This is a genomic window from Krasilnikovia sp. M28-CT-15, from assembly GCF_047159595.1.
Lineage (GTDB): Bacteria > Actinomycetota > Actinomycetes > Mycobacteriales > Micromonosporaceae > Actinoplanes.
In genome coordinates, this window is the sequence record NZ_BAAGAK010000001.1 from 5,584,201 (window position 1) to 5,597,561 (window position 13,361).

At 73.7% G+C, this 13,361-nt stretch carries 10 protein-coding genes; all 10 read right to left on the reverse strand.

Translation table 11 applies throughout. The features are described from left to right. Nucleotides 1-36 precede the first annotated feature (36 nt). Nucleotides 37-924, reverse strand: coding sequence for a sulfotransferase (locus ACMCNO_RS25610; RefSeq protein WP_412751996.1), 888 nt, complete (start codon nt 922-924; stop codon nt 37-39). After that, nucleotides 921-2,570: a lipopolysaccharide biosynthesis protein gene (locus ACMCNO_RS25615; RefSeq protein ID WP_412751997.1), complete on the reverse strand. Its 1,650-nt coding sequence runs from the start codon at nt 2,568-2,570 to the stop codon at nt 921-923. The genes ACMCNO_RS25610 and ACMCNO_RS25615 overlap by 4 nt, the downstream gene beginning before the upstream one ends. Continuing rightward, nucleotides 2,567-3,937, reverse strand: coding sequence for an O-antigen ligase family protein (locus ACMCNO_RS25620; protein ID WP_412751998.1), 1,371 nt, complete (start codon nt 3,935-3,937; stop codon nt 2,567-2,569). The genes ACMCNO_RS25615 and ACMCNO_RS25620 overlap by 4 nt, the downstream gene beginning before the upstream one ends. Then, nucleotides 3,930-4,853 (reverse strand): glycosyltransferase family 2 protein, encoded by a 924-nt coding sequence (locus tag ACMCNO_RS25625; RefSeq protein ID WP_412751999.1) that lies wholly within the window; start codon nt 4,851-4,853, stop codon nt 3,930-3,932. Before ACMCNO_RS25625 ends, ACMCNO_RS25620 begins: the two co-directional genes overlap by 8 nt. Next, the gene (locus ACMCNO_RS25630) at nt 4,846-6,504 is read right to left on the reverse strand and encodes a hypothetical protein (protein WP_412752000.1); all 1,659 of its coding nucleotides are present in this window, start codon (nt 6,502-6,504) and stop codon (nt 4,846-4,848) included. The genes ACMCNO_RS25625 and ACMCNO_RS25630 overlap by 8 nt, the downstream gene beginning before the upstream one ends. A gap of 100 nt (nt 6,505-6,604) precedes the next feature. Further along, a complete protein-coding gene (locus ACMCNO_RS25635; RefSeq protein ID WP_412752001.1) occupies nt 6,605-8,551 on the reverse strand; it encodes a delta-60 repeat domain-containing protein in 1,947 nt (648 codons plus the stop codon). Nucleotides 8,552-8,559: 8 nt separating this feature from the next. After that, nucleotides 8,560-9,525, reverse strand: a complete 966-nt coding sequence (locus ACMCNO_RS25640) for a glycosyltransferase (RefSeq protein ID WP_412752002.1) — start codon at nt 9,523-9,525, stop codon at nt 8,560-8,562. Then, nucleotides 9,522-10,442 (reverse strand): phosphatase PAP2 family protein, encoded by a 921-nt coding sequence (locus ACMCNO_RS25645; protein ID WP_412753809.1) that lies wholly within the window; start codon nt 10,440-10,442, stop codon nt 9,522-9,524. The genes ACMCNO_RS25640 and ACMCNO_RS25645 overlap by 4 nt, the downstream gene beginning before the upstream one ends. Nucleotides 10,443-10,547: 105 nt before the next feature. Beyond that, nucleotides 10,548-11,912 (reverse strand): sugar transferase, encoded by a 1,365-nt coding sequence (locus ACMCNO_RS25650; RefSeq protein ID WP_412752003.1) that lies wholly within the window; start codon nt 11,910-11,912, stop codon nt 10,548-10,550. A gap of 687 nt (nt 11,913-12,599) precedes the next feature. Then, nucleotides 12,600-13,358: an ABC transporter permease gene (locus tag ACMCNO_RS25655; protein WP_412752004.1), complete on the reverse strand. Its 759-nt coding sequence runs from the start codon at nt 13,356-13,358 to the stop codon at nt 12,600-12,602. Nucleotides 13,359-13,361: the final 3 nt, after the last annotated feature.

A 13,361-nucleotide genomic window follows, 5' to 3' on the forward strand; every position in this document is an offset into this window, starting at 1 on the left:
GCGGGTTCTCCACGGCCCAACCGGCCGGGGCGGGGCTCAGGACCAGTCGAAGGACATGCCCAACCGCGCGGACAGTGCCGCGTTGTACGGCCGGTAGTACGCGCTCAGCTCCGCCCGTACCCCCTCGTCCATGCCCTGGCCGGGCCGGTCGTTGAAGACGTCGTACGAGGACAGCTCGTGGCGTGGCAGCTGGAGGAAGTCGAGCACCCCCGCGTAGGTGGCAGCGGGTTCCGAATACAGCGTCTCGCTCGGCACGAACAGCAACCGGCGGCGGTCGACACGGCGCAGCCACGGCTCCAGGTGCTCCAGATACCGCCCCCGCGCCCGGTACGAATACCAGTCGTACGCCGTACTGTGATAGCCCGGCTCCGCGATCAGCCGGTCCCGCTCCCCCGCCGTCCGTTCCGGCTCGGCCGCCAGCGCCGCCGCGAAGTCCAGCGGCTCCACACCTTCCGTGCGCCGCTCCTTCCAGTGCGAGTACGCCCGCTGCACCGGGTCGCGCAGCAGCACGATGATCCGGGCCCCGGGCATCAGCGTGGCGACCCGGTCCGCCGCCAGCGGATGGAACATGTACAGCGGCGCCGCCTCCCCGACCCGGGACGGCGCGCCGTGCCGGCGCTCCAGGGCAGCCCGCTGCCGCAGCGTCGGGAAGTGCGAGCGGTACCACGCCTCCCCCCGCGACCAGTTCTCCTCGAAGAAGTGCGACGTCTTCGTGTTCCACGCGGGGAACAGCCGCGGCACGAGCGGATGGCGCAAAAGGTAGCGCCACAGCGACGTGGTGCCGCCACGCTTGGTGCCGATGATCAGGAAGTCCGGCAGCGGGCGACGGTCGCTGGTCCGCTCACCGTAGCGGGCCAGCAGGCCGCGCACCCCCTCCCTGGCCTGCCGCGGTGCGACCTGCTTGATGCGGTCCTTGACGGTCACGGAACAACCTCCGGTGTGGGCGGACGATCCGGGGGGTGGAACGCCGGGGCAGCGGACTGTTGCGGCCCGGCCCGGCCTGGGCGCACCAGGGCCCGGGCGGCACGCAGGCCCGCGCGGACACGGGCGTTACCGAGCGGAACGAGGGCGCCGACGGCGAGCAGGCCGAGGGCGAGTGCGAGCCCGGCCGGGCCGCGGCCCGCGACCGCGACGCCGACGGCCGCGGCGGCGCCGGTCCCGGCGAGGGCCGCCAGGGCGGTACCGGCCAGCGCCCGTCCGGCCAGCGGCTCCCCGAGGGTGCGCCGGACCAGGACCGCCGCGATGACGTTCTCCGCGACGATGCCGACCGACCAGGCCACGGCCGCGCCCAGGGCGCCGTGCCGAGGGACGAGCACCAGGCAGCCGAGCAGGTAGAGGGCCAGCCCGGACGCGGCGGCGGCCAGGTGACCACGGCTGTTGCCGCTCATCAGCAGCACGGTCTGCACGGTGCCGACCCCGACGTTGACCAGCATCGCCACGGCCAGCACCGCCATCGGCGCGGCTCCGGCGGCGAACGGCGCGCCGAACAGCGCCAGGAACGCGGGCGCGAACACCGCCAGCAGCAGGTACGCGGGCCACGACAGCAGCACCACGACCGCGGTGATACGCCGGTGGACCGCGGCCGCCTCCGCCCGGCGTCCCGCACCGAGCAGCCGGGACAGCTGCGGAGCGATCGCCACCCGCAGGCCCTGCATGACCAGCAGCCCGGCCAACGCGTAGCGGCACACGGCGCCGAACACCCCGGCCTCGGCGGGACCGGCCAGCGCGGCGGTGAGCAGCACCCCGAACCACATGCCGCCCGCGTCGATCACCGTGGACACCGCGCGGGGCAGCGCGAACCCCCAGAACCAGCGCCGGTCCGCTGCCGTGGGCCGCAGGCGGGCCCGGGTCACCCCGAGCGGTCCCGCCACCAGCAGACCTGCCGCCACCGCGGCGGCGGCCAGCGGCAGCAGCCACCCGGCGAACGCGGCCGTGACCGAGCCACCGGCCGCGACCGCCACGCCGATCAGCAACGGACGCGCCAACGGCACCGCGACCAGCTGCACCCCGACGTACGTCGTGACCGGACGGGTGGCCCGGACCGCGGCCAGCAGCACGGTCGCCACCGTGAACACCGGCAGCCCGACGAACGCGAGCCGCACCAGTGTGGCGTCGCCGGAGCCGAGCAGCGCGGCGTCGACCGCGGGCGCGACCACCCACCCGGCCGCCGCGACGAGCACGGCCAGGCCGAGCGTGGGCACCACGGCCAGCGGCAGCAGCCGGGCGGCGTCCCCGCTCGGACCCGCGGCCCGTCGCGGCAGCGCCCACATCAGGGCGGTGTCCGCGCCGAGACAGCACAACGGCCCGAGGATGCTGACCAGCCCGATCACACTGAACATCGCACCCGCGCCGGGCGCGCCCAGCACCCGCACGACCACCGCGGTCAGCACGAAACCGCACGCGCCGTTCACGGCCGCGCCGAGCAGACCGACCACCCCGCTGCGGGCGCTGCGCCGCACCTCGGCACCGGGGGTGGCGCCTCCGGACGCCGACGGCTGCGGGCCGGCTCCCCCGCCGGTCGGCGGGGTCGGCGGCCGAGCGACGCCGCGCCCCACTCCGACCGCGGTCATCGGGGTGCCCCCGGATCCCGGTTGACCGCGCCGTCCACCGCGGCCAGACCCAGCCCGATCCCCGCGAACAGGACCGACAGGTTCGGGTCGAGGTACGAGTAGAACGGCGTGACCACCGCCGCGATCACGGGCAGCGAACTGAGCCACAGCCCGGTCGCGGTCACGGCCGCGGCCAGCCGCCGCGCCACCACGAACAGCAGCAGGTAGAAGCAGGCCGTCGCCGGGATGCCGTGGCTGTACAGCAGCTGCCAGATCATGCCCTGGGTGCCGAGCGGCTCCGCAGCGTGCGTGGTGTCGACCGAGGCGGGCTGGCCGTACCCGAGCAGCGGGGACTGGGTGACCGCGGCCCAGGTCTGCGCGTACAGGTCGAAACGGTCCAGGTTGGTGTCCGTGGTGGAGGTCCGGTTCCGGATCAGGTCCACCACCGGGATGATCAGGGTGACCAGCCAGCCGATCGCCACGATCACCGCGACCGGCAGCAGCAGCCGCACCCGGCCCCGCGCGATCTCGCGCCCGAGCAGGTACAACACCCCCGCGCCGAGGCCGATGAACATGCCCCGGTTCAGCGTCAGGAACGCCGGCACCAGCGACAGCGGCAGCGACACCAGCAGGAACACCCGCAGCGGCCCGCGCCGCACCGCCGTCAGGTACGCCAGCACGAACGGCACCAGGAACGCCAGCCCGGTCCCCCAGTTGTTCGTGTACGGGTACGGCGCCGCGGGCCGGTAGATCGGGTTGGCGCTGTACCGGTTGAACTCGGTCGCGTCCAGGTGCGTCAGGTCCTGCGGGAACCGTTGCGCGGCCAACCCGTTCGGCAGGGCCAGCTCCACCGGGCTGGCCATGCTGAACCGCGGCGCGAGCACCCCGAGCCAGCCCAGTGCCACCATCGCCACCCAGTACGCGCACACCGGGGCGGCGATCCGCGCCCACGGCACCCGGTCCCGGGCGAGGTTGTACACGTACAGCCCGACCAGGAACGCGGTGGCCAGCAGTCCCAGCCGCAGCCCGAAGGTGGCCAGCGCGGTGGCCCGGTTCAGGCGTACCGCGCTGACCGCCACCATGCCGAGAAACACCAGCGCGGGGGCCGTACCGGCCGGGAGCCGGACCCGCCCGCGCGTGGTGAGCAGCACGAACAGCAGCACACCGAAACACGGCCAGGCGAGCTGGAACGCGCCGAGCGCCCACCACAGCGGCATGAAACCGAACATCGCGGTCAGCGGCCACACCGGCAGCCGCGCGGTACGCACCACCCACGCCCCGCGGTCGCGGACGCCCGGCTCGACCGGCGCGACCGCGCGGGCCCGGACGGCGGCGACCGCCCGTACGGGCCACCGCAGCCGCCGGCCGCGCACGGCGGTGTCAGACACCGCGGCCCCGCCTCTGCGCCATCCGCAGCACCCGCTCGCCGGTGACCAGGCCGAGGATCACCGGCACGGTGACCAGCACCCGCTTCTCGCGCCAGTTGAGCCGCAGCACCGCGCACAGCTCCCGGATGGCCTCGAGCCGCCGGTTGCCGGAGGCCAGCGCGAACGCGATCTGCCCGCGGATGCGGGCCGTGCCGGTGCGGCTGCGCGCCAGCTCGGGGTGTTTGCGCAGCAGGTAACGCTGCGCCTCGACGATGGTGGCCCACCGGCCGAAGTAGAACGAGCCGCCGTGCCAGTCGACCACGACCAGCGGCTGGCGGCAGACCGCGATCGGGGTGTGCGCGGCCAGCCGCAGCAGCCACTCGTAGTCCTCGCTGTACCCGCCGGGGATGTCCTCGTCCACCTCCCCGGCCGCCTGCCACGCCGAGCGGCGCACGAGCATCGTGCTCGAGTGCACCTCCATCACCCGGTCGGTCAGCAGCTCGTCGAGGGTGACCCGGTCGCGGGTGAGCACCCGCTCGGAGTCGATGCCGGGGCCGCGCAGCCGCAGCCCGCAGCTGACCGCGCCGACGGCCGGGTCGGCCAGCAGCGCCACCTGGCGGCTCAACTTGGCGGGCAGCCAGATGTCGTCGTCGTCGCAGAACGCCAGCAGCTCGCCGGTCGCCGCGTCGACCCCACTGTTGCGCCCGCCGGGCAGGCCCGCCCGGCGCCCGTTGGAGATGACCTTCAGCGTCCGGTAGGGACCCATCGGCACGTCCAGCTCGCGCACGGGCACGTGGTCGTAGACGACGATGCACTCGACCGGACCCGGGTAGACCTGGCCGAGGATCGCGGCGACCGCGCGCTCCAGCAGGCCGGGTCGGTCCCGGGTGGCGACCACGACGCTGACCGACGGGTACGGGACCGCGGCGTCACCCACGCCGGCCTCCGGTGAGGACGAACCCGACCGCCTGGGCACCGGCCGAGCGCAGCCGGTCCACGAGCCGGGTCAGTTCGGCGTTGCGGGTGCGGTCACGGGCGACCACGAACAGGGCCACCCCGGACTGCGCGGCCCGTACGCCGCGTTCGTCGGTGTCGGAGGGTGGCGCGTCCACCACGACCACCCCGTGGTCGGGCAGCTCCCCGAGCGGGTGCAGGCGTACCGCGCCGCCGCCGATCAGCACGGCCAGCGGCCCCCGCTCGTCGGCCTCCTCGCCGGGGCGCGGTGCGAGCATCGGCGCCGCGCTGGGACGCGACACCGCGGCTTCCATGACCATGGTGGCGTCGGGGTCCTTACCGGACGGGAGGCCGGCACCGGCGGGCCGGGCGAAGCCGGGCCGCATCGGCAGCGCACCGCCCTGGCCCAGCAGCCCGGGCCGGGATGCCCCGTTGAGCCGCGGCGCTCCCGGACCGCCGCCGTCGGCGGGCAGCAGGCGCGGCCGGGGCGGGGTGCGCCGCTGGGCGGCGTACAGGATCTGCTTGAGTTCGGCCGCGCTCTCGGCCGGGGCCGCCAGGTGCACGTCCTGGCCCGCCTCGGCCAGCGCCACCGCGAGGTTGCCGGTGACCGCGGTGCGGCCCTCGTCGTCGCGGCCGGAGAGCACGACCAGCGGCAGGTCCGGGTGCCGGCCGAGCCATTTGAGTACGGCCAATGACACGTACCGGGCGTCGGCGGCCGCGGCCGCGTCGCTGCCACCGTGCCCGCCCGCGCGCACCACCCCGAGGGCGGGCACCCCGACCAGGTCGGCGGCCTGCTCGACGGAGCGGACCCGGCGGTCCAGCGCCTCCCGGGCGTGCGCGGCCACCATGCCGAGCAGCACCCCGCCGAGCAGCGCGCCGAGCAGGTAGAGGGCCGCACTGTCGTGACTGGACGGCACGGGGGCCCGGGCCGCGGCGGTGATGGCGCCCGGGCTCAGGTCCGCCGAGGAGACCTTGGCCCGGGCGTTGGCCAGCTGGGCGAGCTGGTCGTTGAGTTTGCTGACCTGGTCCAGCATCGCCTGCACGCGCGGGGAGGCCGGGCCGGTGCTGGTGATCTCATCCGGCAGTTCCTTCTGCGCGGCCTTGCGCTGGCTGGTGACCTGCTTGATCGTGCTGTCGTAGGAGAGCACCAGGGCGGCGCGCTGCTGCTGGTAGATGGCCTCGCGCACCTTCAGGTACGTCTGGGCGGCGGCGTTCGCCCCGGTGATCGCCTGTGGCTCGGTGTCACCGGCGTACTCGAAGCGCAGCACCTGGCCGCCGGTGGGCACCTCGACGGACAGCGCGTCGCGGACGTCGTCGGCGTCGCGGCCCAGCGTCTGCGCGGTGGCGTCGACGACCTCGTTGCCGAGCGCGATGCCGTTCTCGGCGGTCATGTTGATGGCCCGGTCCGCGCCGCCCGCGGGCAGCGTGAACGGGTCGGTCACCACGGGACGCAGGACGACCACCGTGGTCGCGCGGTAGGTGGCGGGGAAGAAGAGCAGGTAGCCGACGGCGGTCAGGACGACGGCCGCCACGGTCGCCGCCACGGTCCGCCACCGGCGCACCGGGATCCGGACGACGTCGGCGAACCCGACGACGCGCTGCCGGCCTCCGGCGACGGCATCAGTCACATCCATGGGTCTCTCCCCGCAGGTTGTGCCAGCCCCCCGGGCGGGCGCCGGGCCGCGGCGGTGCGGCACCGGCGTCCGGCCGGGGGCGATGTGGTGCGGTCCTTCGCTACGAGGTGGCGAAGAACAGGGTGGGGCTGGACCAGGTCGCGCCGGCCGACTTGCGCGCCACCACGGTCGCCGCGCCGACGTTGACCGCGGTGGCCGCGGCCGGATCGAACGCGACCGTTCGCAGCGAGCCGTCCGTCGAGCCGTAGACGATCTTGCCCGCGACCCAGGTCAGGCCGCGCACGGTACGCCAGTCGCCGCCCGAGGTGGGCACGGTGTATTCGGTGCACCCGACGATCGAGCCGTCCGGCTCCAGGTAGCGGTAGTACAGCGCGTTGCCCGTGGCGGTCGTGTAGTACATGCGGCCCCGCAGGTAGAACGCGCCGGTCATGGAACCGGCCTTGTACCAGGAGTTGAAGCCGCTGCTGACCCACGGTGCGCCGGCCGTACCGCCGGTGAAGGTGGACAGCTCCAGCACGTCGCCCTTGGCCCACCACAGCTTGTTCGACACCGCGAACGCGGCCTTGGCGGAGGTGAGGTTCGGCTGGTTGGTCACCGTGGCCGCGCCGACCCCGGAGGGACCGTACGGCACCTTGGTCAGCTTGCCGTTGCCCGCGCCGAGGTACAGGTAGCCGGAGGCCGCCTGCGGCGCGTCGACCGGCGCGACCGTACGCCCGCCCGCGGTCGGGAAGTACGCCTGCCGGCCGTGGTACTCGTTGCCCACGCCGTCGGAGTCCTGCCCGATGAGCAGGCCGGACGGTCCCTTCCAGATCTCCCACACGATCGGGCCCCAGGCGGTGCCGCCCGAGGGCAGGTGGCTGCCCGGGGAGCGGCCCGGGTTCCAGGCCATCGGCAGGCCGTTGCCCGGGTCGAGGGCGCCGAAGCCGTACCGGTCGATGGCGCCGGGACCGGCCTTGTCGTTGCCGTTGGCGTTGTTCAGCCAGCGGAAGTGCCCGCCCAGGTAGACCACGTTGTCGGCGGCCTCCACCGAGGTGATCGAGTCGTGACCGGTCCGGTCGACCCAGGTGGCGTCCAGGTTGCTGCCGCGCGCCGAGGTCTCCCAGCGGCTGATCGTGTCGCAGAACGCGTCCCCGCCGATGCCGCCGTCCGCCCCGATGACGAAGTAGCTGCCGTCGTCGGAGAAGTCGACGTCGCGGGCGTAGAACGGGAACGTGTCGATCTGGCAGTCCGGGGCGAACCGCTGGGTGCTCCAGTCGGCCACCTTCGGGGCGCCGGACACGTCGATCATGACGACCTGCTCGCGGACCAGGTTGTTGACCTTCTTGAAGTTGCCGGACGCGACGACGGTCCTACCGTCCGGCGAGACCGTCAGCGCCCACACCAGTTCGGTGCTGGCCCGGGCGACGCTCGCGTCGATCTGGAACGTGGAGTCGATCGCCCCCGTGGTGGCGTTGAGCCGGGCCAGCAGCGAGTGCTTGGCGCCGTTGACGTAGTGGAACGCGCCCGCGAGGTACAGGTGGTTGCCGGACACGACGGCGCGGCGCACCACCCCGCCGTCGGCGCGCCCGGCCCAGCTGGTGATGGTGGCGCCGGTGGTGGGGTTGAGCTCGACGAGGTTCTTGCGGGCCGCGCCGTTGACCGTGCCGAAGTTGCCACCGACGATGAGCTTGCCGTCGGGGCTGACCGCGAGCGTCTGCACGGCGTTGTCGAACGTGGGCCTGAACCCGGTCTTGAGCGCGCCGCTCGTCGCGTCGTACGCGATGAGGTAGCTGACCGTGGTCCAGCCGCCGGCCCCGGCGTTCTTGGCGCCGGTGAACGAGCCGCCCGCGTACACGGTGTTGCCGATCTGGGCGAACGCCCGCACGCTGCCGTTCTGCACGTGCGGGGTGGTGTCCGCCGGGTTGGCGGTGACGAGGGTGGAGGTGACGTTCGGCGGGACGAACACGGCCTGGGCGGGGATGGCGGTCAGCGCGACCGTACTCAACGCCGCGACGCCCGCCAGGAACCTGGCGGCCGCGCGGGGACGGAGTGGACGGGGCAGAAACACGTGCCCTCCTATTCGGAGTATGCGGGGGACGGGGTGTGCGGGGAGAACCGGAACGGCACCGGTGCCGGTCCGGCCCGGACGGACCAGGCGGCGGCGCACCGCAGGTCGTCGAGGTCGATCTGGTCGGCGTCGCGGGCGACGACGAGATTGCGGGCGGCCAGTTCGGCGGCCATGTCGGCCTGATGGTCGTCGACGTGTTCGCCGTGGGCGCGGCGCCGCGGCACGTACACGGGACGGCGGCCCGCCTGCATCGCGGCCAGCGCGGAGCCGACCCCGGCGTGCGTGATGACCACGTCGGCCTCGCGCATGGCCTGTTGCAGCTCGGCGACCGGCACCTGGGCCCGCGCCCCGGCGGGCATCTGTTCGACCACGGTCGCGCCGACCTGCCAGAGCACCTCCAACTCCGGCGGCAGGACGCGGACCAGCCGGGTCAGCAGCCGCGGGAAGGTGAAGCGGGGGTGGGTGCCGAGGCTCACCACCACCGTGCGTACGGGCGGCGACGCCGACAGCGGCTCGGCGACGAACGCGTCGAAGACGGATCCGCCGTAGCGCCAGGCGCCCCCGGCCCAGACCGGGTACTGGGTGTACAGCCCGACGCCGGGCAGCCGGGCGGCCAACCGCCCGGTCAGCGACGGGCCCCGGGTACGCGTGGCGCTCTCGATGTAGGTGCAGGCGATCCCGGCCGCCCGGGCGGGCACGAAGAACGACACCGCGACACTGGCCCCGGTGCTGATCACCCTTTCGTAGCGCCCGGTACGCAGCATCCGCCGCGCCACCGCGAGGTTGCGGGCGGCGCCCGCCAGGTCCCGGCTGGTGGCCGGGGGCACGAGCACGACGTCCTCACCGGCCAGCAGCGACCGGCTCTGCGGGCTGTCGAAGGTGACCCACCGGTGTGCGCCGACGCCGAGCCGCGGCCGCAGGTCGTGCAGTTCGGCGAGGTGGCCGCCCGTGGACGCGACCAGCAGCGTGGTCACGGCGCGAGCTCCGGCCCGGTACCGGGCCGGCCCGCGCTGACCAGCGTCGATACGGCGCCTGCTGGACGTACGCCGGGGTGCGGCCGCACGGATCCGGCGCCGTCGGACCGCGCCTCGCCGGGCGCGGGGCGGGCGTCGCCGGGCCGCGGGCGGCGCACGGGTCCCGCGAGGATCAGCACCGCCACCGCCCAGCCGACGAACAGCGCCGGTCCGAACAGGACACCCGTGATCACGTCGGTGAGCCAGTGTTTCTGCACGTACATGCGGGTGTATCCCTCGGCCACCGCCAGCACCAGCACGGCCGTGCCCAGCCCGACGCGGGCCCGGCGGCCGAACCGGAACGTCAGCGCCGCGAACAGGGCCAGCGCCCCGAAGGTCATCACGATCCGGGCCACCCCGCCCGACGGGTACGTGCCGAGCCCGGTCGGCGGGTGCCCCCGGTCCACCATGGTGGCCAGGATCGCCTGCACGTACTGTTCCAGCGGGAACGACGCGAGGATCGCGAGCAGCGGGATCCAGAACCGGCGCCGCCACAACACCGCGAAGACCAGGGCGCCGACGACGGTCACCACCTTCAGCGGGGCCCGGTCACCCAGCGCGGTGTAGACCCAGTTCAGCCGCGCGAAGGACGGGTCGAGCCGGGTGCTCAGCCAGGCGTGCACGGGCACGTCGACCGTGGACTCCAGCCGGTGCGCCAGCTCCCCGAGCGGCCAGAACACCGCCACCACGGCGGCCACCCAGGCCAGCAGGAACGCCACCGCGGTGGCCGGGCGCCCGATCGTGGCCACCAGCGCGGACAGCGCGGCGCGGGCCCGGCCCGCGAGCCTGCTGCGCGGCCAGCGCCGTCCCGGCCCGTACGCCAGCAACGGCCCCGCGACCGCGGGGAGCAGCACCGCCAGCGCGGCCGCGAAGTACATCGTGCCCAACGAACCGTCCCCATCCTGCGGCGTACCGACCGCACCTGCCTGCCTTGCCCCAGCGGCGCCCGGTCGCCGTTCCCCCGCACCGGGAGTGCGCGCTGTTCAGTACGCCCCCGCGCCGCGCCGGACCGCGATCGCGGTGCGCAGCAGGATCACCAGGTCGACCGTGAGCGACCAGTTCTCCACGTACCTCAGGTCGAGCCGGATCGAGTCCTCCCAGGAGAGGTCCGAACGGCCGCTCACCTGCCACAGCCCGGTCATCCCGGGCTTGACCATCAGCCGCCGGCGCATGTCCTGCGGGTACTGCTCGACCTCCGCGGGCAGCGGCGGGCGCGGCCCGACCAGCGACATGTCCCCGAGCAGGACGTTGATCAGCTGGGGCAGCTCGTCGAGGGACCAGCGGCGCAGCACCCGGCCGGAGCGGGTCACCCGCGGATCCCGGCGCATCTTGAACAGCACGCCGCAGAACTCGTTCTGCTGCCGTACGGTGTCGAGCCGCTGCTCGGCGTCGACGTGCATGGTCCGGAACTTGTACATCCGGAACGGCTCGCCGCCGCGGCCCACCCGGGTCTGCCGGAAGAACACCGGGCCGCCGGTGTCCAGCCGCACCACCAGCGCCACCGCCAGGAACACCGGCGCGGACACCAGCAGCAGCACCGCCGCCAGCGACAGATCGAACACCGACTTGATCAGGCGGCGGCCGCCGCTGAGGCGGGGGTGTTCGATGTGCATCATGGGCAGCCCGTCCACCGGGCGCACGGTGACCCGGTCTCCCGAGGTGTCTGCCAGCGACGAGGAGACGATCAGATCGATGTCGTCACGTTCCAGTTCCCAGGCGAGCCGGCGCAGCATGGCGCCGTCCAGCTCCGGGCAGGACAGCACCATCACGGTGTCCGCCCCGGCAGCCGCGGCGCAGTTCGCGGCGGCGGACAGCGCACCGTAGACGGGCACCCCCACCGTGCCGGGCGCCGAGGCCAACTGGCCATCGGGGACGCAGGCGCCCACGACCTGAAGGCCGTGGTGGTGCCGCCGGTGCAGCTGGCCGGTCAGCCGGGCCACCGCGTCCGCGTGCCCGAGCGCGAGGACCCGGTGCATGCACGTGCCGCGTCGGCGCGCCCGGTGCAGCGCCCGGCGCAGCGCGAACCGGCCCAGCAGGGTGCCGCCCGTGGTCAGTACGAGCACGATGAGCAGGTAGCCGCGGGCGACCCCGGCGTGCGCCACGTACGCGGCGAGCGCGGACCCGGCGGTGAGCCGGCCCGCGGACCGCAGCACCCGCTGGTACTCCTCGGTGCCGACGAACAGCAGTCGCCGCTCGTACCCGCGGGTCAGCGCGAGGATCGCGACCCACACCAGCGGGATGAGTACGGACAGTGCGAGGTACCAGTTCGCGTACCGGGCGCCCTGGAAGCGCAGCACGAAGGCGGCCAGCGTGGCGATCAGGGCGGCACCGACGTCGATGATCAGCAAATACCTGACGTAGCGTGCTTCCCACACCCAGCGGTCGGCGTGCCCGCGTCCCGCAACACCACCGAGATCCCTATCGGTGGCGCCGAAATACGCCGCCGTCGCCGGTGGCGGTGATGTCTGCGCGAAAGACGATGTTGCTGCAAATGACGCTGACGCGGCGCTGTCCGCCGCGGTTTCCGTCGTGGTCACGACGCCTTGCCTCCAGTGAGACCCCACGCCCACTCGGCATTTTCATGCACGGCACCAAGACGTCCCCAACCGCTGCCTACCCGCGGATACGCGGTTGGTCAGAGGCGGCGACGCCGGACTGTTTCCAGGTGGGAACCCGACCCCTCGATCGCGATTTCGACAAACGACAGGAGCAATGCGCGGACGCCGATCCCGGGTGACATCCGTGGCATTGCAGATGGACTCACGTCCACGCCGGACAAAATAGCAGGGCCATCGACTTCCACGGAAGGTGGAAGCGCGCCCTTACCATCCGACCCGGATTATGCATTGGCGGTTACGATTTGCCCGGCAGTGTGAATCAGGCCACCGCACCGTAGCACAAAAGGCACCCCACACAAGCCCTCGGGTACTGCCGATCATCAATGACCTGCATAGACAACCACGAAACTATCGGACGCCTACGGAGAGTCACCCGATCGGGTCCACATCAGGCCCCGGACGGTGCGATCCGGCCGCTCATTCCCAGCGGAACCGGCGGGCGGCGCCGACGAGGGCGAGGACCGCCCACAGCGCGAGGCTGGCCCAGATCCAGCCGTCCACGGGAGCACCACCGGTGAGGGTGGCACGCAGCGCGGCGGCGTGCGCGGCCAGCGGCAGCAGGAAGTACCCGGCCGGGCCGAGATCCGGGGCGGCGAACATGACCCCGCCCGCGGCCAGCATCAGCACATAGATCAGCGTCGCCGCGGCGGTCACCGTCTCCGGCCGCAGCAGGCTCGCCAGCAGCAACGCCAGCCCGCAGTACGCCGCCGTGGCCAGCGCCGTGACACCCACCGCGGGCAGCAGCTGACCCAGCTGCGGACGCCAGCCCACCGCGACACCCACCACCGCCAGCACCAGCAGCTGCACCGCGACCAGGCACCACACCGCCACCGTCTTGGCGGCCAGCAGGCCGGGCCGGGTCAGCGGCGAGGCGCCGAGCCGTTTCAGGACGCCGTAGCTGCGCTCGTATCCGGTGGTGATGGCCTGGCCGGTGAACGCGGTCGACAACACCGTCAGGGCCAGCACCCCGGGCACGACGTAACCCGGGCGGTCGGCACCGGGCACATTGGTCGCCCGGGTCAGGGTCGCGCCGAGCAGGACCAGCAGGGGTACGCCCATGGCCAGCACGACGGCCTCGCCCCGGCGGGCGGTCAGCAGCAGTTCCGTGCGGACCTGGCGGGACAGGACGGCGCGCATCGGCGCGCGGCCCGGTGCCGGTGTGAAGGTACCCGTCATCGC

Bases quoted from the DNA above. Each gene is read 5' to 3' on its own strand.
- ACMCNO_RS25615 (WP_412751997.1), bottom strand. From the start codon at position 2,570: ATGACCGCGGTCGGAGTGGGGCGCGGCGTCGCTCGGCCGCCGACCCCG.
- ACMCNO_RS25630 (WP_412752000.1), bottom strand. From the start codon at position 6,504: ATGGATGTGACTGATGCCGTCGCCGGAGGCCGGCAGCGCGTCGTCGGG.
- ACMCNO_RS25645 (WP_412753809.1), bottom strand. From the start codon at position 10,442: ATGTACTTCGCGGCCGCGCTGGCGGTGCTGCTCCCCGCGGTCGCGGGG.
- ACMCNO_RS25655 (WP_412752004.1), bottom strand. From the start codon at position 13,358: ATGACGGGTACCTTCACACCGGCACCGGGCCGCGCGCCGATGCGCGCC.